At 68.2% G+C, this 20,716-nt stretch carries 17 protein-coding genes; 8 read left to right on the top strand and 9 right to left on the bottom strand.

The genetic code is table 11. The features are described from left to right. Nucleotides 1–33: 33 nt before the first annotated feature. From FSV73_RS07950 to FSV73_RS07930, 5 genes are all read left to right on the top strand, one after another. Complete coding sequence (locus FSV73_RS07950) at nt 34–930, top strand: DUF1932 domain-containing protein (protein WP_145006444.1); 897 nt, start codon at nt 34–36, stop codon at nt 928–930. Then, nucleotides 927–1,631 (top strand): RraA family protein, encoded by a 705-nt coding sequence (locus tag FSV73_RS07945; RefSeq protein WP_145006441.1) that lies wholly within the window; start codon nt 927–929, stop codon nt 1,629–1,631. Before FSV73_RS07950 ends, FSV73_RS07945 begins: the two co-directional genes overlap by 4 nt. 78 nt (nt 1,632–1,709) lie before the next feature. After that, complete coding sequence (locus FSV73_RS07940; RefSeq protein WP_145006438.1) at nt 1,710–3,071, top strand: CitMHS family transporter; 1,362 nt, start codon at nt 1,710–1,712, stop codon at nt 3,069–3,071. Nucleotides 3,072–3,188: 117 nt separating this feature from the next. Then, nucleotides 3,189–3,638, top strand: coding sequence for a GyrI-like domain-containing protein (locus tag FSV73_RS07935; protein ID WP_059231065.1), 450 nt, complete (start codon nt 3,189–3,191; stop codon nt 3,636–3,638). 105 nt (nt 3,639–3,743) lie between these two features. Continuing rightward, on the top strand, nt 3,744–4,649 hold the full coding sequence (locus FSV73_RS07930; RefSeq protein ID WP_145006435.1) for an NAD-dependent protein deacetylase: 906 nt from the start codon (nt 3,744–3,746) through the stop codon (nt 4,647–4,649). On the opposite strand, the gene FSV73_RS07925 is transcribed toward FSV73_RS07930, so the two are convergent. After that, entirely contained in the window at nt 4,576–5,721 is a 1,146-nt protein-coding gene (locus tag FSV73_RS07925) for an acyltransferase family protein (protein WP_145006432.1), read from the bottom strand. The two genes, FSV73_RS07930 and FSV73_RS07925, sit on opposite strands and share 74 nt — an antisense overlap. Nucleotides 5,722–6,103: 382 nt before the next feature. Between FSV73_RS07925 and FSV73_RS07920 the strand changes: the two genes are divergently transcribed. Both FSV73_RS07920 and FSV73_RS07915 read left to right on the top strand, forming a co-directional pair. Continuing rightward, the gene (locus tag FSV73_RS07920) at nt 6,104–6,706 is read left to right on the top strand and encodes a nucleotidyltransferase domain-containing protein (protein WP_145006429.1); all 603 of its coding nucleotides are present in this window, start codon (nt 6,104–6,106) and stop codon (nt 6,704–6,706) included. Then, nucleotides 6,693–7,145, top strand: a complete 453-nt coding sequence (locus tag FSV73_RS07915) for a DNA-binding protein (protein WP_145006426.1) — start codon at nt 6,693–6,695, stop codon at nt 7,143–7,145. The genes FSV73_RS07920 and FSV73_RS07915 overlap by 14 nt, the downstream gene beginning before the upstream one ends. 30 nt (nt 7,146–7,175) lie before the next feature. Here FSV73_RS07915 and FSV73_RS07910 read toward each other — a convergent pair whose 3' ends face one another. Beyond that, complete coding sequence (locus tag FSV73_RS07910) at nt 7,176–9,608, bottom strand: glucan 1,4-alpha-glucosidase (RefSeq protein WP_145006423.1); 2,433 nt, start codon at nt 9,606–9,608, stop codon at nt 7,176–7,178. 99 nt (nt 9,609–9,707) lie between these two features. Continuing rightward, nucleotides 9,708–11,939, bottom strand: a complete 2,232-nt coding sequence (locus FSV73_RS07905; RefSeq protein ID WP_145006420.1) for an FUSC family protein — start codon at nt 11,937–11,939, stop codon at nt 9,708–9,710. A 171-nt stretch (nt 11,940–12,110) separates the two neighbouring features. On the opposite strand from FSV73_RS07905, the gene FSV73_RS07900 reads away from it, so the two are divergent. Further along, nucleotides 12,111–13,043 carry a LysR family transcriptional regulator gene (locus FSV73_RS07900; protein WP_145007281.1) on the top strand — a complete coding sequence of 311 codons (933 nt, stop codon included), beginning with the start codon at nt 12,111–12,113 and terminating at the stop codon, nt 13,041–13,043. Between the two features lie 139 nt (nt 13,044–13,182). Here the strand turns inward: FSV73_RS07900 and FSV73_RS07895 are convergent, their stop codons facing one another. The 6 genes from FSV73_RS07895 to FSV73_RS07870 all read right to left on the bottom strand — a co-directional run bounded on the left by FSV73_RS07895 (nt 13,183) and on the right by FSV73_RS07870 (nt 20,663). Further along, complete coding sequence (locus tag FSV73_RS07895) at nt 13,183–13,716, bottom strand: cytochrome b (RefSeq protein WP_145006417.1); 534 nt, start codon at nt 13,714–13,716, stop codon at nt 13,183–13,185. An 86-nt stretch (nt 13,717–13,802) separates the two neighbouring features. After that, entirely contained in the window at nt 13,803–15,080 is a 1,278-nt protein-coding gene (locus FSV73_RS07890) for an arsenic transporter (protein ID WP_260856040.1), read from the bottom strand. 40 nt (nt 15,081–15,120) lie between these two features. Continuing rightward, nucleotides 15,121–16,224 carry a metallophosphoesterase family protein gene (locus FSV73_RS07885; protein ID WP_145006411.1) on the bottom strand — a complete coding sequence of 368 codons (1,104 nt, stop codon included), beginning with the start codon at nt 16,222–16,224 and terminating at the stop codon, nt 15,121–15,123. A 1-nt stretch (nt 16,225) separates the two neighbouring features. After that, the gene (locus FSV73_RS07880; RefSeq protein WP_145006408.1) at nt 16,226–17,530 is read right to left on the bottom strand and encodes an MFS transporter; all 1,305 of its coding nucleotides are present in this window, start codon (nt 17,528–17,530) and stop codon (nt 16,226–16,228) included. 260 nt (nt 17,531–17,790) lie between these two features. Next, on the bottom strand, nt 17,791–18,744 hold the full coding sequence (locus FSV73_RS07875; protein ID WP_145006405.1) for a bestrophin family protein: 954 nt from the start codon (nt 18,742–18,744) through the stop codon (nt 17,791–17,793). A 296-nt stretch (nt 18,745–19,040) separates the two neighbouring features. Further along, complete coding sequence (locus FSV73_RS07870; RefSeq protein ID WP_145006402.1) at nt 19,041–20,663, bottom strand: methyl-accepting chemotaxis protein; 1,623 nt, start codon at nt 20,661–20,663, stop codon at nt 19,041–19,043. Between the last annotated feature and the right edge of the window lie 53 nt (nt 20,664–20,716).

Genomic DNA, 20,716 nt, shown 5'->3' with positions numbered 1-20,716 from the left:
TCTGGCAAACAACACCAAGAGAAGGTAGCGACGATGAAACTGGTCTTCATAGGCTTTGGCGAGGCGGCCTATCACCTGGCGCTCGGCCTGGGCTCGGCGGACGGCTTGCAACTGGGCGCCTACGACGCCTATCACGACGACGCCCAGGCGGGTCCTTTGATCAGGCAGCGCGCCAGCGAGGCGCGGGTGCCCCTGTACGACAGCCTCGCGCAGGCCTGTGACGGCGCGCGCTTCGTCCTCTGCCTCACTAGCGCGAGCAGCGCCCTGGCACTGGCCGAGCGCATCCTGCCGTTGCTGACGGCGGGCCAGGATTACCTGGACCTGAATTCCGCGGCGCCTGCGGTCAAGCAGGGCATCGAACGCCTGCCCCGGGCGGCCGGCGTGGGGTTCTGCGACTGCGCGGTGATGGGCACCGTACCGGGCAACAACCACCGCGTCCCGATGCTGCTGGCCGGCAGTGCGGCACGGGCCTTCGCCACCGCCCTCACCCCATATGGCATGCGCCTCACCGTACTGGACGCCGAGCCCGGTGCCGCCTCGGCGATCAAGATGCTCAAGAGCGTGGTGATGAAGGGCCTGCCGCAACTCTTCCTGGAGTCCTTCCAGGCCGCCGAGCGCTTCGGCGTGCTCGACACCCTGGTCGCCTCCCTCGGCGACTCCCTCGATGGCAAGACGGTGACGCAACTGGCCGACACCTTCACCGCCCGCACGCTCATCCATGCCAAGCGCCGCGCCGCCGAGCTGGACGACGTGGTCGCCACCCTGCAAGGCGTCGGCGTCGACGCCAGCATGTCCATCGCCACCCGCGACCAGCTCCTGAAGCTGGCCGGGCATGACTGGCGCAGCGAACTCGGACCTGGTGGCAGCGAGCTGGACTACCGCGCCGCCATCGCCCAGTTCACCCGCGCCCAGCAGGAGTCGCCCCAATGAACACCGACCAGTACCTGCCGCTACCCGAACTCATTCCGGCGGCGCTGCTGGAGCGCTTTCGCGCCCTCAGCCCCGCCCAGTTGTGCGACGGCATGCAGAGCCTCGGCATTCCGCGCAGCGGCTGCATGGACGCAGACCTCCTGCCGCTGGACGACCGCAAGATCCTGCTGGGCACGGCCTATACCGTGGATACCGAGGAGGGCGACAACTTTCCCATCCACGTGGCCATCTACCAGGGACGACCCGGCTACGTCCTCGTGGTGGCCGGCAAGGCTTATCCGGAACGCGCCTACCTGGGGGACCTGATGGCCGGGGCCGCCCAGGCCGTGGGCCTGGCCGGCCTGGTGGTCGATGGCTGCGTGCGTGACCGGCGTCCCCTGGCCGAGCTGGACATCCCGGTATACGCCAGGGGCTTCATGCAGCGCAGCCCGGCCAAGCAGGGTCCTGGGCGGATCAACGTGCCGGTCCGGTGCGCCGGTGTCGAGGTCGCACCAGGCGATCTGGTCTTCGGCGACTACGACGGTGTAACCGTGGTCCCCCGAGCGCGCCTGCTGGAGGTGCTCGAAGCCGCAGAGAAGAAGGACGCCTACGAGGCCCAGCGCCGCGCGGTCATCGCCGACTACGCCCACCGCCGCGCCAGTGGCGAACCCTTGCCCGAGCTGGCCCCAGGCTGGGTGACCGAGCTATTGAAGAAGTCCTGATGCTTGCCCGGGAGCCGCCTGGTCGGCTCCCCTGCCCTGCTCGTGTCCCGATAACAATAAAACTGGGAGTCACTCCGGATGCTCACCTTTCTCGGCTATGCGCTGATCGTCGCCTTCCTGTTCCTGGTCATCAGGCAGAAGCTGTCCCCCTTCACCGGCTTGATCGTGGTCTCCCTGGCCGCCGGCCTCCTCGCCTGCCTCACCAGCGGCCTGCCGGTGGATTCCCTGCTCACCTGGATCCGCGAAGGCCTGTTCTATTCCACCAGCCAGACCGGCAAGGTGACGCTGGGCACGGTCAATCCCACGGTGATGATCCTCTTCGCCATCCTCTATTTCAGCCTGATGATGAACGTGGGGCTGTTCGACCCGCTGTGTACCTATCTCATCCGCAAGGCCAACGGCGATCCCTTGAAGATCATCCTGGTCACGGCCTTCACCTCGTCGGTGGTGACCCTGGATGGCGACGGCACCACCACCATCCTCATCATCACCAGCGCCTTCCTGCCCCTGTACAAGCAGATGGGCCTGAAGCTGTCGAACCTGGCAATGCTGATCATCCTCCCCTGTGGCCTGGGCAACTGCCTGCCGTGGGGTGGCCCGCTGGCCCGTGCCGCGGCGGTGTTGAACGTGGAGGTCAACACCCTGTTCGTGGCGATCCTGCCGATCCTCGGCGTGTCCTTCGTCTATGTGTTCTGCATGGCCTACCTGATGGGCCGCAAGGAGCGCGCGCGACTGGGCTACATCCCTGGCGAACGGGCCATCGTCACACCGCAGCAGATCGAGGACATGGTCACGGTCATCCGGGAGAACGACCGGGAATTCAAGAGACCCCGGCTGTTCCTGTTCAACCTGGCGCTGACCCTGGCCATGCTCGTCATCCTGCTGGCCGGCTGGGCCAGTGGCGCCCTCGTCTTCATGCTGGGGACCGCCCTCGCCCTGGCGGTGAACTACAGCGCCACCGAGCAGCGCGAGCGCATCACGGCCAATGGCGGCGATGCCATCGCCGTGGCCTCGATCATCCTGGCGGCGGGCTGCTTCCTGGGAATCTTCAACGGCAGTGGCATGGCCGCTGCCGTGGCCACCAGCATCGCCGGCCTGATTCCAGAATCCATGGGTAGCCATACCGCGCTGGCGTTCGCCTTCCTCGGCGCCATCGCCTGCTATGCCCTGCCGGTGGACGCCTACTACTTCGGCATCCTGCCGGTGGTGGCGCCCATCGCCTACCAGTTCGGCATCACGCCCACCGAGATCGGCGTGGCCTCCTTCATGGGCCAGGCCCTGCGCTATGCGAGCCCGACGGTCGCCTGGCTGTTCCTGCTGATGAATCGCACGGAGATGAGCTTCGGCGAGTACCAGAAGGAGTTCTTCAAATGGTCGCTGCCGATGTTCGGGCTGTTCATCGTCACGGCGATCGTGACCGGGGAACTGCCCATCGGCTGATGGCCGATTCGGCAGCGCCGGGGCGGCGCCTTCGCGGGATGCTCGAACACGGCTGACCGCGCGGCGCCGCTGGAGTAAGGTGGCGACCTTCATGCCATCTTCGAGAGAGTCTGTCCCATGTCGCTGGAAATCGTCGACCATCCCGCCCTGGAAGTGACCGGCCTGCTGTTCGAACCCGGCCAGGGCGAAGACATCGCCGCCCTCTGGCGGCGCTTCGCCGACCGCGCCGGGGAGATCACCGGGCGCGAAGGCGATGCCGAATGGTATGGCCTGAGCTGGCGCCAGGCCGGCGCCATGCACTACCTGGCCGCCGTGGCCACCGCCCCGGGCGCCCCGCTGCCCGCCGGCATGGTGCGCCAGGAACTGCCGGAAGGCCGCTATGCCCGCTACGTGCACCTGGGCACCGCGCCCAGCGTGGCCAAGAGCCTCGGCCGACTGTTCGCCGAGCTGCTCCCCGCCCGCGGCCTGCAACCGCGCCCGGGCGCCTGCTTCGAGCACTACACCGAGGCCTTCACCGGGGTGGATGCGCAGGATTCGCAGATCTACATCTACGTGCCGGTGTACTAGAGAGGTTAAGCGCCGCCTGGCGGACAGGACGTTCGTCAGCTGCGGCTTGCCTCCCGGCATAACCCTTTCCAAGCTGGGGGTATCGCCCGCAACCCCAGGTGCACGATGTCCCTGCCCGAGCTCCAGTCCTTCATCGCCCGGCACGAGCGGATCTTCCTGCTCACCGGTGCCGGTTGCAGCACCGATTCCGGCATCCCTGACTACCGCGACCGCGACGGCGCCTGGAAGCGCCCGCAACCGGTCACCCTGCAGGCCTTCGTCGGCGACGAGCTCTTGCGCCGTCGCTACTGGGCGCGCAGCCTGATCGGCTGGCCGCGCTTCTGCCAGGCGCGGCCCAACGCTACCCACCAGGCGCTGGCGGCCCTGGAGCGGCGCGGCCAGGTGGAGATGCTGCTGACCCAGAACGTCGACCGCCTGCACCAGGCCGCCGGCAGCGAGGCGGTGATCGACCTGCACGGTCGCCTCGACCAGATCCGCTGCCTGGGCTGCGAGCTGCGCCTGCCGCGCCAGGAATTCCAGCAATGGCTGGGCGAACTTAATGGCGACTGGCTGCAACTGGACGCGGCTACCGCGCCGGATGGCGATGCCGATCTGGAAGGCGTGGATTTCATGAGTTTCCGCGTGCCGGACTGCCCGCGCTGCGGCGCCCTGCTCAAGCCGGACGTGGTGTTCTTTGGCGAACACGTGCCCGGCGCGCGGGTGGAGCGTGCCTTTGCCCACCTGGGCCGCGCCGATGCGCTGCTGGTGGTGGGCTCGTCGCTGATGGTCTATTCCGGCTTTCGCTTCGCCCAGGCCGCCGCCCGCGCCGGCCTGCCCATCGCCGCTCTGGGCTATGGCCGCACCCGCGCGGACGACCTGCTGGCGCTCAAGGTGGAAGCCTCCTGCGCCGAGGCGTTGGCCTTTCTGCTGGAGCATCCCGGGACAGCCGCGCCGGCGCTCAGGCGGGGACTTCCTGACGCCGTGGCGCCCGTCCCAGATGCATCAGCGGACGCTCGATCCAGCGGTAGCTGAGCATCGACAGCAGACAGGCGAGCACCAGCACCGGCGGCAGCAGCGCCATGAAGCCAACCGTGCCCAGGACCTCGACCGAACCCAGGTTGAGCAGGGTGAAGAGTCCATAGAGCAGCAGGCCGTGGGTCAGATAAAGGCTGTAGCTGATCTCGCCCAGTACCTTGAGCCCGCGACTGCGCAGGAGACCGAAGAGGTCGTTGCCGGCGGCCATGGCGGCGAAGGGCAGCGCCAGCGCCAGCATCTGCTTGAGGCTGTAGTCCGGCTGAACCATGGCGTAAGCCACCAGTGCCAGCGACAGGACCGCCACCAGAGGCGTGCGCAACCGCGCCAGCAGCGCCGGCCGATGGACCTTGACGAACACCGGCAGGAAGCCCAGCAGGAACAGCAGGCCGAAGCGCGCGCCCAGCACGTGATAGTGATAGCCGGCGGCCACCAGGCCGCCCACCAGCAGCGCCGAGATCAGCAGCGGCAGGCCGAAGCCACGGCGATTGAACAGCGCGGCGATGATCGGCAGCGCCAGGTAGAACAGCGCCTCGTAGCGCAGCGTCCAGTGGGCGCCGGCGGTCATCCAGCCGCTCTCCTCCAGGCCGTTGAGACTGAAGCCGGAAAACAGCTCCCAGCTGAGCAGTTCGAGCATGAAGTGCTGGCCGTCGGTGATGACGAAGTGGGTGCGGATCAGGGTGAAGAGCACCACCACCGCCACCACGCAGAGATACAGCGGCATCACCCGCAGCACCCGCGAACGGAGCAGTTCGCCCCAGTCCGGCGTGCGGCGATAGACCTTTCCGAAGAACAGGTAGCCGGTGATCATGAAGAACAGCGAGACCGGCACCACGCCCAGGTTGTAGAGCAGGGTGCTGTCGGGTTCGCGCCACTGGCCCTCGGCCTTGAGGTGATAGGTCAGCACGAAATGCAGGCAGACCACGGCGGTGGCGAGGATGCCACGCAGGGCATCCAGCGGCGAGGAACGCGCCAGGGTCTCCTGGGTGAGCAGCGGACTGCGGCGCAGGGCGAAGGCCAGCAGCACCAGGGTGCCCAGGTAGAGCGCGATGGGGAGAGCGACGTCAGTCATATCCGTGACCTTTTCGACAGGAGCAGGCACCCGCGCCCTGGCTACAAGGTGCGGGTTACGAGGCGAGCGAGAGAAAACGCCGACAGCCGGGCACGCTACCGCGCGGTGCGGGACCGTGGGCAGGAGGGCCGGAGCGAAGAGGGAAAGCAGGGAGCGGAAGGATCCGCCCGTCTCAGGAAAGCGCGAGAACGCCCATCAGACAAGTCTTGTTACAGGCGTTCCCTGAGCGATCGAAGATAAAACAGGCTCTGGCACTGGCTATAGCAGAGATCTACCGCTTGTCGGTTAGGCATCTAGCTGATCGTTTGAGCCAAGGTAGTGCTGGATGATTGCTGCCTTTTGGGCTTCAATTGCAGCCTAAAAGGCAGCAAATAGGTTTCCGATGTCACTCGCGTCCGTCCTTTTTCCCGACTATCGCCGCAAGGTCTTGGCGCTGCTGCTGCTCCATCCGGATAGCAGCTATCACCAGCGTGAAATCGCGCGATTGACCGAGACCCAGTCCGGTACCCTCAGCCGCGAACTCGTCAAGCTAGTCTCGGCGGGTCTGGCCGTGAAAACGCGCGTGGGTAATCAGCAGCACTACCGTGCCAATCGGGACTGCCCGATCTTCGAAGAGCTGGCGAGCATTCTGCGCAAGACCAGTGGCCTTACCGACATCCTGGCCGAGGCATTGGGCCCTGTTGCAGACCGGATAGAAGCAGCTTTCGTCTTCGGCTCGATGGCCAGCGGCAAGGCGAACAGTGGAAGCGATATAGACCTCATGATCCTGGGCACCGTGACCTTCGGTGAAGTAGTGGCGACCCTTTACCCCTGCCAGGAAAGGCTTGGCCGCGAGATCAATCCCAAGGTATACCGGCAAGAGGAATGGCAGAAGCTGTTGGCGGAAGGGGGAGCCTTCGTCACGGATCTGCTAGAAAAGCCCAAGCTGTTCGTCATAGGCGACGCTGGCGAACTGTCACAAGGATGGACAGATGACCCTGGATAATTTGATTGGCAAAAGTCTCGAAGCGATTACGCCGGATTCGGCAGGTATCCGGCGCCTGCTGGAGGCAGCGCAGCGTAGCCTGACTGACGCCCACCTGCCGACGCTGAGCAGTGAAAGCCGCTTCGATCTGGCCTACAAGGCGATCATGCAGGGCGCCAATGCAGCGCTTCAGGCCAATGGCTATCGCACCCTGACCAGTCGCCCTGGCCATCATCAGACCATGATCCAGTCCTTGCCCCGGACCATAGGTCTCGCTACGCCAATGATGCTGGTACTGGACACCCTGCGGAAGCAGCGCAATGTCATCGACTACTCGGGCGACTTGGTCAGCGACTCGATGGCCGAAGAGGCATTACGGCAGGCTGAAACTCTGCTCCAGCAGATCGTACTATGGCTGGAGCAACAACGACCCGACCTGCTGCCGCGTCGCGAGTCCTGACAGCGCTCGCGACCCGACCGCTGCCCTCCCTCAGGGCGCCAACGCCCGCGCCACCACCGGATAGTGATCCCACACCTGGCCGTCCGCCATCGAGCGCAGCAGCTTGACGTATTCGGCGTGGGACCAGGCCAGGGGCGTGGCGGAATCGGTGCCCTGCCCCTTGGTGTAGCCATGGCGCCGGTTGTCGCCCACGCCATCCCAGACCTGTTCGGGCAGCATCAGGCCGGCGTTGGCGAACAGTTCCAGGCCGCGGACATAGGTGTCGCGCAGCTTGGCCAGCGCCGCCGCCTCCGGCTTGCCCTGCAGAACTAGGCGCGCCAGCTCATAGTGACCACGCTCACCGGTGAAGATCGGCCAGACCCGGCCGCGCAATCCGGAGTTGGGCACCGGCTGTTCGGTGGCGGGAAAGTTGCTGCCGGAGGTTTCACTCTCGCCATAGCCGTCGTTGCCATAGCGCCGCCAGCCGGGGAAGGAGCCCTTCACCCCGGGGTACTGGAAGCTGTACTTGACTCTCAGATTCTCCGGCAGACCTTCGTCGTCCAGCACCGCCAGGCTCTTCTGCACCAGGGGATCGCCGGCCGGCCGCACGCCGTAGCGCACCAGCTCGAGGAAACCGGCATCCAGCACCTGGTCTTCCGGCAAGCCCGGGCGGCTGTTGTTGTCCACCAGCTTGCCCTTGTCGTTCGGGTCGGCGTTCTGGGTGATGCGCAGGTAGTAGGTGCCGGCGCCCAGGCTGCCCTGGGTGGTGGCCAGGGTCTGTTCCACCTGGCTCGAATAGCGCCGGGCGGTGTTGCGATAGCGGCTGGCATTGGCCTCGTCGCCGGCGTGGCGCGCCAGTTCGCTCGCGGTGGCGAGACCGGCGATCACCGCCGCGGTGGTGGACGGCGAATAGCCCCACTGCTCTTCCCAGCGCTCCTGCTGGGTCTGCGGCGGCTTGACCTGCCAGGTGTTCCAGCCCAGGTTGACCTGGCTGTCGCGGGCGAGGAAATCCGCCGCGGGCCTGAGCATGTCGCGGTACCAGCGATCGATCTCGGCATCGCCCAGCAGGCCGCCCTGCCAGAGGCGATAGCCGAGCATGATCGGCATGGCGGTCTGGTCCAGTTGCACGCCCACCCATTCGATGGTGCCGTCGACGTGGGTCTTCTGCAGGAACCAGCCGGTGGCGCCAGGCGCGCGAACCTCGTCGCCCTGCTTCTGCTGGTGGATGAAGGCCGAGCTGTCGGCCGGCTTGTGCGCGGTATTGGCGTCCACCTGCACCTGCTTGAGGTAGCTGAAGGCGACCTTGGGCGTCTGCCGGTCGCCCAGCGCCAGCAGCGCCATGGCGCACTGGTAGAAGTCGCGCGGCCAGACCGCCTTGTAGCCGGTGGTGCCCTTGGCGGCCGGCACCGTCTCGCCCCAGGGATTGGACAGCGAAGCAATCAGGGCGCCCGCGTGGGTCTTGTCCTCCTGGGCCTTGAGCACCAGGGCGCTGGCGTTGAGCAGCTTGCCGCCGTCGCCGGCCTGGGCCTGTAGCCGCGGCAGCTGGTCGAGGCTGGCCAGGTAGTCCTGCCAGCCGATGACGTCGCCCTCGCCGTTGTAGTGGGCCAGCACCTTCCGATAGCCGCGGGCCAGGGTGGCATCCGCCGCGGCCTCGGCCTGGCGCGGATTGGCGCCGAAGCCCGCCACCACGTCCAGGGTGGTCTCGGCACCGGTGAGCGGTAGCTTGGCCAGCATCGCGACATTGCCGGCCTGGTCGCCGGTGCTGCTGTAGAGGCGGGTCAGCTTGCCGTTACGACGCAGATCGTCGAGGCCGTCTGAAGCGCCGACGAAGCCTACGGTGGGCGTCTGCAGGGGCTGGCTGGCCTTGACCACCAGAGCGTGCTGGCCTTCGCTGGCGTAGAGCACCGCGCCCTTCACCGCCGCGCGATCATGGCTGCCGCTGTTGGCCAGGGCCGGATCGACATGGAGATAGGGCTGGATGCGCGGATCCTGGCTGCGAAAGATGACGCGCATGACCAGGGTGTCCTGGTCCGGGTCGGTAAAGACATGCTTCTCGATCTCGTAGCGGCCCTGGCGGTCGCGGTTGACGATCCGGTAGGCCAGGGAGGTGGGCCGGCCGGCGGCGTCGGTGGCCAGGTATTCGATACGGCTGTCGGTGTCGTCGCGCTCCAGGTGGGTGAAGTCCGGGCCGCGGATCACCAGTTGCATCTCGCGCAGCTGCGCCTCGTGGATCAGCCCCTGCATGGTCTCGGTGACCACCCCCTGGGCCAGGGAGAACCACACCCGCGAGACGCGGCCAGTGCTGGCCTGGTCGCTGAAGGCGCCGTCGCGATAGGCCTCGTAGCTGGTACCGATGCCGGTCTTGCCGGAGTAGGACCAGAAGGGGGCGGCGCCCGGTGCGCCGGGGGCGTCCAGGGCGAACGCCAAGGGGGTGAGGAAACAGCTAGCGGAACAGAGCAGCGGACGGACGAAGCGTACGGGCATGGGCGGTCGGGCCTTGTTCTGGTTATGCCGAAAGTCGCGTGGCAGAGGGCGTTTCGCCCTCCCCGTCCGTAAGCCTAGCCGGATTTTTCCAGGGCGCTGCTAGCCCTCGTCCCGCGCGGGGTCCGGCGTCCGTGGCAGGTAAGCGGCCAGAGGCGAATCCGGTGCCAGCAGCGAGGTGCGGATGAAGTGCAGGTAGCTGGCGATGCGCCGTAGCGGCGAGCGGTCGAAGTCGCCGGGATTGGGCTCCAGGTGGCGCTGGGCCTGGTGCGCCAGGAGGATGGCCTGGTCCACCGCGCGCAGGGCGCGGGCGAGGTTGGCGGCATCGGGCTGGCGGAACAGCCGTACCAGTGCCCGGCCCAGGGCGCGGATGGCCAGGCGCCAGGCGCGCTGCTCGCGATACCAGGGCAGCGGCGGCAAGGCCGCCTGCTCCAGGCGCAACTCGATGATGGCGTGGCCCAGCTCCAGGCTGAGGAAGGTCCAGCGCAGCAGGCGCCGTTGCACCACCGGCTGGCCCACGGTCAGCACCTGCACCTGGTTGAGCAGATCGCGCAGCCCGCCATCGAAGCGGCTGCTCAGACCCGACAGCGGAGCCCCTATGGCATGGACCAGCCGCTCCCGCAGGGCGTCTTCCAGCCGCCGCCAGACCCAGGGCTGGCTGGGTGGCAGGAGCACGCTGACGGCCACCACCGCCACGCCACAGGCCACCAGGTAAGCCAAGTAGGTGTTGCAGAAGAGGTCGGCATCGTAGCGTGGCAGATTGCCCGGCAGCGCCGCCGAGCAGAACCAGACCATCAAGCCGGTACCATAGCCGGCCAGGCGCGGACGGGTGATCAGCCAGGCGCCGGCGGTGAATACCGGCGCCAGCACCAGCAGCAACAGGGCGAAGCCGTCGATCCAGGGCAGCACCTGGAATTGCAGTAGCCCTCCGACCAGGGCGCCGACCAGGGTGCCTCCCGACAACTGCAGGCAATAGCGGCGCGGATCGGCCGAGGTGGAGGCCAGCGCCGAGATCAGCCCTGCCGCCAGGGTACAGGCCGCCCCGCTCGGCCAGGCGGTCGCGATCCAGAACAGCCCCACGCCCAGTACCACCAGGGCACTGCGCAGCCCGGCCATCCAGGCTACCGCGCGACTGGCCAGGGGCGTGAAGGTCTCGCGCGGCGCGGCAGGCCCCAGCGACGGGGCATCCAGCTCCAGCTGGGTATTCACCAGCAGGTGCAGATCCTCGGCGAAGCGATAGAGCAATTCGGCGGCGGTGTCGTAGTCGAGTCGGTCGGCCTCGGCCGCGGGCGTCGTCCGCGCCAGTTGCTGGCGACCGGTGCGGATCGCCGCCATCAGCGGCTCGCGCTCGGCGGCCAGGCGCCCGTTGAGCCGGCGCACATCGCGCTCCTCCGGCAGCCTACCCAGGCCGGGCGCCAGGGCGGCGGCGATCAATTCCAGGGCGGGCGCCAGGGCCTGGCGCACCGCCGGGGGCCGCTCGGCCAGGCGCTCCAGCAACTGGTAGAGGGCATGAAAGCGGGTGTTGAGCAGCATGAGCCGGTTGCCCAGGGCCGCCAGGCGCCCGCTGCGGCGGCGCAGGTAGGGCTCCTCGAAGACACTGGCGCTGCGCAGGCTCTCGAAACCCACGGAGTCGGCGGCGAAACGGGCACTGAGCGCGGCGAAGCGCTCGGCGTCGAGGCGGCCGAGCAGGCCGTCATGGGCCATGGCCAGGAAGTCGCGCAGCCGCTGCGCCAGGGTACGGCGCAAGACACCGCGGGTGGTCTGCGGCAGGATCGCCACGCTCACCACCCCGGCGCAGCAGATGCCCAGGCTGATCTCCAGCAGACGCCAGATGGCCTGCAGAAAGGCGCCCTGCGGCTCGGCCACCGCTGGCAGCCCGACCAGGCAGGCGGTGTAGCCGGCGAGCAGAAAGGCATAGCTGCGAAAGTCCCGGTAGCGCGCCGCGCCGCGGGTGCAATAGCCGATCCACAGCACCAGGGCGCCGAGCAGCAGGACCCGCTCCTGGGCGAACAGGGCGATGGCGGCGACGGTGAAGGTCAGCCCGGCGAGGCTGCCCAGGACCCGGTAGAAACTCTTGGCCAGTACCTGGCCGCTCTGCGGTTGCAGGACGATGAAGACGGTGACCAGCACGGTGCTCGGTTGCGGCAGCTCCAGGCGATAGGCCAGCCACAGCGCCAGGGCGGCGGCCAGCAACGCCTTGGCGATGAAGGCCCAGGTCTGGCCATCGGTGCGCGCCCATTCGCGGCCGGCCCGCCGCCAGGCGTTCAGGCTGGGCCAGCGTTTGCGCGGGACGGCGCGGGAGGGGCGCAGGGGCAACGGCGAAGCGAGAGGCATGCGGGGCAACGACGGGATCGACGGAAGGGGGCGAGACACAGCGCCTCGGCGCTCATTCTAGGAAGCCGGGGCCACCCCGATTAAGCCGGGTGCGACGGCAAAGAGCGTTAACCAAAGAGCGGGTAATGGCCCACAATGCCCTCTTTACCCGGCCAGGCCCTGCCCTCGTCCATGGATCACCTCTTCAATCTGCGCGCCTTCGCCTGCGTGGCCCGCACCGGCAGTTTCACCGGTGCCGCCCGCCAGCTGGAGCTCACCACCGCCTATGTGTCCCGGGCGGTGAGCCAGCTGGAGCAGCACCTGCAGACCCGGTTGCTGCACCGGACCACCCGCCAGCTGCGCCTGACCGAAGCCGGCGAGCGCTACCTGGTCCGCTGCGAGCGTATCCTCGCCGACCTCGACGAAGCCGATGCCGAGGCCCGCCACGCCCTGGCGGTGCCGCGTGGACGATTGCGCATCCACACCATGACCGGCCTCGGCCAGCACTATCTGATCCAGAGTCTGGCCGGCTATCGCGAGCGCTATCCCGAGGTCGACCTGGACCTGCAGCTGACCAATACCTTCACCGACATCCTCAAGGAAGGCTACGACCTGTCGCTGATCCTGGCCGCGGGTCTTGCGGATTCGGCCTTCTGCTCGGCACGCCTGGGCAGCACTTATAGCGTGCTCTGCGCGGCGCCCGGCTATCTCGAGCGCCAGGGCCACCCGGCCACGCCGGCGGACCTGGCCGGGCACCGCTGCCTGCGCCTGGTCAACCGCGCCATGGCGCCGGATCGCTGGCTGCTGGAAGGCCCGGAAGGCAGCGCCGAGGTGGCGGTGGACCGGCCGCCGTTCCAGGTCAACACCGCCGACGCCCTGGCCGAAGCCGTGGCCAACGGCCTGGGCATCGGCGCCCTGCCGCTGTATGCCGCCGTCGCCGGCCTGACCAGCGGCCGCCTGCAACGGGTACTGCCGGGGCACCGGCTCTATGCGCTGGACATCCATGCGCTCTATCCGTCGCGACCCTTTCTCGACGCCAAGATCCGCACCCTAGTGGATCACCTGCGCGAGACCCTGCCGGCGCTGCTGGAGCGTGATCGGCAGTTGGTGGAAGGCAGCGCCTAGGTTCTGTACGAAAAGTCGCCGAACGAAGGTCAGGCAAGGCGAAAAACGCTGAGGAAGCGGAATTTACGCGTGGTAAATGAGCAGTCCGAAGCGGTTTTCAACGATGCATCACCGAGTGCAGGCACTTTTCGTACAGAACCTAGAGGCGTTGCTCGGGGAGCATCCGCTCCAGCGTCCCGTCGCGGCGGATCGCCACATGCCAGACCACCGCCGCCACGTGCAGGATCACCAGGCCGTAGACGGCGAACTGGCCGGCCACGTGGATGCGATTGGCGAGGATGCCGAGGGCTTCCTGCCGAGGAAATCCCGGCAGGGAGAACAGCCCGAACACCGGCACCGGCTGGCCCTGGCCGGCCATCAGGTAGCCGGTCACCGGCATCATTAGCAACACGGCGTAGAGCAGGCCGTGATTGAGTCCGGCGAGCAGCCGCAGCAGGCGACCGTCGCGGGGGTTGGCGGGCGGCGCCGGATGGCGCCAGCGCCAGGTCAGACGGATCAGCACCAGCAGGAATACCGAGAGTCCGGTGGATTCGTGCAGCAGGTACCAGAGCGTCCGCACCGGCCCGGGCGGAAAGTTTTCCGCCACCCAGACGAAGGGCAGCAGCAGGCACAGCAACGCGACGGTCAGCCAGTGCAGCGCCTGGGCGAAGCCGGTGTAGCGAGCGATGGCCATGGACGATGCTCCGTAGCGGACGAACCCCGATAGTGCCCCAGGCGCAGCGACAACGCCGCTGCGCCGGGAGACCGCCCGTCAGCGCCTCACAGGTGGATCAGAGCAGCCAGCGCCAGCAGCAGCGCCGGGATCATCACCAGGGTGCCCAGCTTGAGGAATTGCCAGAAGCTCACCGACAACCCCTCGCGGCGCAGCGCGGCCAGCCACAGCAGGGTCGCCAGCGAACCGGTGATGGACAGGTTGGGGCCCAGGTCGATACCGATCAGTACCGCCCCGGCGATCTTTTCCGAGACATGGGCGGCCTGAACGGCGGCGCCGGCCAGCAGACCCGCGGGCAGGTTGTTGACCAGGTTGCTGCCGAAGGCCACCAGCAGCCCGGCACCCCAGGCGGCGCGCTCCGGGGTCGCCTGGGCGGCGGCCTGCAGCTGGTTGGCCAGCGCCTGCAGCACCCCGGTGGTCTCCAGGGCTTCCACCAGCACGAACAGCCCGGCCACCAGCGGCAAGACGCTCCAGGAGATGTGCTTGAGCAATTCCAGGCCACCACCCCGCTTGCAGGCCACCACCACCAGGAAGGTGGCGAAGCCGGCGAGGAAGGTCGGCAGGCCCAGCTCCAGGTCCAGCGCCGAGGCGCCGAGCAATACCAGGATGGTCAGGATCAGGCCGCAGCCGGCGATCCGGCCGGTGGTGGGCAGGGGGTCCACCGCGTCGCCCTCGGCCAGGCGCTCGGCCCGCAGGACCTTGGCCTGGGTTGCCCAGAGCACCAGGAAGGTCGCGCCGATGGCCAGGATCGACGGCACCATGAACAGCGCCAGCCAGCGGCTCAGCTCGGGCATGTGCTCGGCGAACACCACCAAGTTGGCCGGGTTGGAGATCGGCAGGACGAAGCTCGCCGCGTTGGCGATGAAGGCGCAGGAGAACAGGTAGGGCAGCGGATTCTTCACCTTCGCCGCGCGGGTGGCGTAGTAGACCGCCGGGGTCAGTACCACGGCGCAGGCGTCGTTGGAGAGGAACACCGTGACCAGGATGCCGACGCCATAGACCAGCGCGAACAGCCGCAGCGCCGAGCCCTTGGCCGCACGCACCGCGTGGCCGGCCACCCAGTCGAACAGCCCTTCCTTCCGGGCGATCTCGGCCAGCAGCATCATGCCGATGAGGAACAGGTAGACATCGGTGCCCTTGGCGACGCCATGCCAGACGCCCGCCAGCGGCAGCAGGCCGAAAATGGCCAGCAACGCCGCGCCGATGACGGCGAACAGCGCCTCGGGTAGGCCGAAGGGCCGGGTGACCACGCCCAGGGTGGCCAGGGCGGCGATCACCCACGTCAGGACGTGGGGGGTAGTGATGATGGATCCCATCTGAGACAAGTTCCTTACAGTCGATCCGCGAGGGGGGCGCTTGCCCCCCTCACCATTTGCGGCCGTTGCGATTGGGCCCCAGCTGGGTGCCCAGTACGCCCTTGGCCTGCCATTCGCCCAGGTGGGTGCGATCCGAGCCCCAGTCGCCCGGTGCGGCGAGCGCGCGTGGCTGGCTCACCAGGTCGATCCGATCGCTATCCTCGCCGCCCCGGGTATCCCGCACCCGTACCTGCAGGCAGCGGGTGCCGTCGGGCAGGGGTCGGTCGCCGCGATAGCGGCCCTTGCCCAGCGGTTCCAGCGGCCACCAGGCGCCGTCGTCGCACTGCCACTCGCAGCGCTCCAGCTCGGTCTCGGCCAGCACCAGGACGCGGCACTCACGGCCCTGGGCCTCGGCCATGCCGTTCAGCCTGGCATCCCCCGGTGCGGTGATCTGCACCCAGGGCCCCGCCTGATCACATTCGCGAAAGCGCCAGCTCACCGCCGGGCCATCCAGGGTGACCAGGGCGAATCCTACACCGCCTTCTTCGATCTGGCCGGTGGATCGGCACGCGGCGTAGAGCACGCCGCCGTCATGGGCCAGCTCGTTGTAGTGGGTATGACCGATTTCCACCAGCCGCACCGGGCCTTCGTGGAGCAGGCGCGCCACCTGCTCCGCCTCGCCGTCCCCCTGCAGGTCCGCCGGATAGCTGTGCATGAAGACCGCGCACTGGCGCTGCTGCCGGGTCGCCTCCTGCAGCTCCCGCTCCAGCCACTGCAGCTGCTCGGCGCCCAGGCGGAAGTCCGGTCCGCCGCTGCCGGGCCCGCACATGTCGAGGAACAGGCAACGCACCCCACCCACGTCCTTGGCGTAGGGCAGCCGGGGTACCTGCAGCTCCGAGTAGAAGGGGCCGAGATCGCCCCCTTCCATGTCGTGATCGCCGGTGATCACCGCGACCGGCAGCGGAAAATCGTTCAGCCATTGGCGCAGCAGCCGGTACTGCTCCGGCGTGCCGTTGTCGGCGTTGTCACCGGGCAGGAAGACGAAATCCAGCTCTTCGCGCGTCCGCAACCGCTGCAGGATGGCCTGCAGGTCGCGGGCGTTGTCCGCCTCGGCGGTGGTCAGGTGCAGGTCGCCGACATGGACGAAGGCGAGAAAATCAGCCGTGTCGCTCATCTCAACCTCCCATCACGGAGCCGGTCGGCTGGTTGCTCCCGGACACCACCTGCTCGTCGCGGGTTTCCGGCATCAGCAGCAGATAGAGCACGAAGCCCACCCCGGCGATGGCCGCCAGGGTGGTGAAGGCAGCCGAATAGCCGAAGCGGACGATGATGATCCCGGCGATGGTGGCGCTGATGGCGGCGCCCAGGCCCTGGGCGGTGGCGATGGCCCCTTGGCTGACGTTGAAGCGGCCGCTGCCGCGGGTCAGGTCGGCGACGATCACCGGCATCAGGGCGCCATAGATCCCGGCGCCGACGCCATCGAGCAACTGCACCGCCACCAGGTAATAGGGGCTGTCGGAGAAGGTGTAGAGCACCCCGCGGATCGCCAGCACGGCGAAGGCGAACAGGAAGATCGGCTTGCGCCCGAAGCTGTCGGCCTTGCGCCCGACCAGGATGGCCACCGGCACCATCACGCACTGGGCGGCGACGATGCAGACGGCCACCAGCGAGGTGGCGCTGTCCTTGCCGACGATGTGGGTCAGCTGCTGGCCGACCGAGGTCAGCATGGCGGCGTTGGCCAGGTGGAAGATGGCGGCCAGCAGGGCCAGCAGTTGCAATTTGCGATTGGCCAGCAGCGCCTGCCAGGCCGAGACCGGCTGGGCGTCGCGGGACGCGCCCTCGTCACCCAGCCCCTGGGCCAGGTCGTCGTCGATCTCGTCCTGGGGCACGCGGATGATGGCGACGATGGAGGCCGCGGCCAGCAAGGCCATCAGCCAGAACACCACGGTGGGTCCGAAGAAGTAGGCCAGGCCGCCCGCCAACGCCGCCGAGACAGCGTTGCCGGCATGGTTGAAGCCCTCGTTGCGGCCGATGTGCCGGGTGAAGGCCTTGGGGCCGACGATGCCCAGGGTGATGGCCGCCAGCGCCGGGGCGAAGATGGCCGCCGCGGCATGGGCCAGCGACTGGGTGGCGGCCACTACGTAGAAGTTGGAGACGAAGGGCAGCAAGACGCTGCAGACGGTCACCACCAGGGCCGCGATGCCGACCATGAGCCGCTTGTGGCGGGTCCGGTCGATCAGCGCGCCGGCCGGGGTCTGGGCGATCAGTCCGGCGATGCCGGCCAGGGTCATGATGAAACCGGCGGTGGCCTCGTTCCAGCCCTCCCCCGGACCGCGAACGGCGATCAGGTAGATGGCGAGATAGGGGCCCAGGCCGTCGCGGACGTCGGCCAGGGTGAAGTTGAGGGCATCCAGGGCATGGCGCGCGCGGTGCGAGGGTTCGGCGCGGGCCCCGGCGGTGGGGGAACGGGTATCGGACATGAGCGGGTATCCGTAGCGAGGTGAAGGGTCGCGGGAGGACGTCCCAGCGGCACCTCTCGCCCCGGCCCGCCTGGAACCACGGATGACCGCCGGCTTCCAGCAAACCACCGCTGCCAGGGGAGATTGCAAAATGTGACCGGAACGAAGCGGCGCTAGTGCCGTAGCCCGACGAAAGAAATGCCTCTGGCACGGTACTTTCCGCAACTATTCACAGTTCGCCGCGTCGGCCGTCACCCCGGCTCGCTGGCGGCCGCCCCGCCTCAGGCGACCTGCCGTGCCGGCGCCGCGTCGCCATCGGCCTGGGCCAGCACCACCGTCGCCCCCTCCTCGCTGCGCGGGCGCAGCATGGACAGCAGATTGGCCTCGATGGTGGCGCACAGCTTGTCCATGGTGATCTGGTGCTGGCTGTCGGCGAAGGGCGCCTGCAGATCGCTGCCGATGCGCTCCAGCGCCAGCAGCATGAAGCCGACCACGGTGGACACCAGCGGGGTGAACCAGCCCAGGGTCGACACCAGGCCCAGCGGCATGGCGATGCAGAACAGGAAGCTGAACAGCTGGGGGAAGCAGACGTAGGGATAGGGCAAGGGGGTGTTGGCGATGCGCTCCATGCCGCCCTGCCAGTTGGACATGTCCACCAGGGTCTCTTCCAGGCGCGCCAGGCGGATGCTGTCCAGGCGGCCCTGGCGGTACTCGCTGGCGATCAGCTCGGCGGTCCCGGCGAGGATGTCGTTGGCGAAGTTGAGGCTGCCTTCGGCCAGCGCCAGTTCGTGGCGGGCGAGATAAGGCGCAGCGGCCTGGGCCGGATCCTGGCGCTTGAGCTGGGCGCGCAGGGCGTGCAGGTAGCCCATGTGCCGGCGCAGCAGCACCGCCTTGACCCGGTTCTGCGTGGCGCCCCGGTCGTCGATCAGGGTCAGCACCTGGCGGCCGAAGCTGCGCGAGCTGTTGACCATGGCGCCCCACAGGGTCCGCGCCTCCCACCAGCGGCCGTAGGCGCTGCTGTTGCGAAAGCTGATCAGCACCACCAGCGCCGAGCACAGCAGGGTCAGGGGCGTGAGCGGCAGGTCGAAGCGGTCGTCGACGAACAGCATGGCGTCCACCGTCACGGCCACGTCCCACAGCAGCAGGCCGAACAGCGACCAGCCGACATAGCTGAAACTGGTACGCAGGAACTCGATCTTCTTGCGGATCGAATGGAGCTGGATCGGACTGGACATGGGGCACTCCCGAACGGCGGCGCGGATGCTGGATTCGCGGTTGCCGGTACCTCCCTTTCCTTCGCCACGGGCCGCTCGACCCGTCGCCGCGCCTCCTCCTGAGCCTGCAACCTGTTCGAAAGACTAGTCGGCGGTCCTTAAGTCAAACTTAATCCAGGGCGACCAGCGGATCATGGCAAAGTGCCGTCGTAGAGCGCTTCGCATCGCCCCTCAGAGGCTCTGGCCAGGGGCCTGGCGACCACTCGACCGCTGATCGGACGTACCTTCTGGCCTTTTCCCCTGGAGGCACCCTGGGCTCAGTCGCGCAGGCGGCCGGCGAGGCTGGAGAGGTCCTGGGAGACGCCCTGCAGACGCTCGCTGGCGCTCTGCGTCCGCTGCAGATCCTCCTCATTGTGGCGCGCCACGGTGACGATCTCCGCCAGGTTGCGGGCGATGTCCTCGGCCACCGAGGTCTGCTCCTCGGCGGCGGTGGCGATCTGCCGGTTCATGTCGCGGATGGCCTCCACCGCCGTGGTGATGCTGCGCAGGCGCTCGCCGGAGGCCAGCACCTGGTCGCGCCCGGCGCTGCTTTCGGTGGCCCCCGCGCGCACCGCTTCGGCGGCCTCGTGGGCCGCGCCCTGCAGCGTGGCGATCAGCTGATGGATCTCGCTGATGGAACTGGCGGTGCGCACCGCCAGGCTGCGCACCTCGTCGGCCACCACGGCGAAACCGCGCCCGGCGTCCCCGGCCCGGGCCGCCTCGATGGCGGCATTGAGCGCCAGCAGGTTGGTCTGGTCGGCGATGCCGCGGATCACTTCCAGCACGCTGCCGATACGGTCGCTGTCGCTTTCCAGGCGGGCGATGACCTCGGCGGTGCGGGAGATCTCCCGGTGCATCCGCTCGATGGTGGCGATGGTCTGGGTCATGCTCGCTTCGCCCTCCTGGGCGGCGCGATCCGCCTCGTTGGCCGCCGTCGCGGCGCTGCCGGAATGCCGGGCCACCTCTTCCGCCGTGGCACTCATCTCGTGCATGGCGGTGGCCACCTGATCGGTACGGGAGAATTGGTCGCGGATGCCCGCGCCACTGCGCTGGGCGATGGCGCCAAGTTCCTGGGTAGTGGCGTCCAGCGCCCCGGTGCCCTGGCGCAGCTGCCCGGCCAGGTCGCTGAAGAAATCCCGCAGGCGGTTGGCGGCGCGAGACAACCGCCCCACTTCGTCGCGGCGCGTCTCGGCCAGCGGCTGACCGAAGCGCCCCTCGCTGAGACGAACCAGCTGCTCGGTGACCTGGGCCAGCGGGCCGACGATGCGCCGGTTGACCAGCCAGGCGCTGAGCAAGGCGATCAGGATGGCGAAGGCCAGCATGGCGCAGACGGCCAGCAGGACGGTCCGGCGTGCCTCGGCGGCCAGGCGCTGGGCCTGGTCGCTGGCGCGCTGGTGGAGGGCGGTGACCAGGCCGGACAGCTGCTCGCTGGTGGCCCGGTCGATGCCCTTGACCGCGGTATCGCCCTGGGCGGCAACGAAGTTGGCCGCCACATAGGCCGCCAGTCCGCGGCGATAGGCCTCGCCCAGGTCACGGTGACTCTGGGCCAGCTGCTGCAGGCGCTGGCGCAGCTCGGGGTCATCGGCGCTGCGCTGCAGTTGCGCCAGCAGGTCCTGGACGCGGGCTTCCTCATCCTGGAATTGCTTCCAGTAGCGCTCTCGCTGGTCGGCGGCGCCGCCCCGCAGCAGCACGTTCTTCCATTCCTGCACCTGGGACTTGAAGGCCAGGTTGGTGGCGTCCACCAGGCGCGCCTCTTCCAGGGGCCCTTGGAGCAATCCTTGATAGCCGTCCAGTTGCCGGGACAGCAGGCCGAAACCGGCCAGGGCGAGCACCAGCAACAATACCAGGCCACCGCCGATGAGCAGCAGCAATTGGGCACGCAAGGAACGAGAGGGATTCATGAAGGAGACCGAGAGGATCGAGCGGAAGGCCACTTCACTACAGATTTATTGCA

The organism is Pseudomonas oryzihabitans (genome assembly GCF_007665395.1).
Taxonomy (GTDB): domain Bacteria; phylum Pseudomonadota; class Gammaproteobacteria; order Pseudomonadales; family Pseudomonadaceae; genus Chryseomonas; species Chryseomonas psychrotolerans_C.
This window is presented reverse-complemented; position numbering and strand designations above follow the sequence as displayed.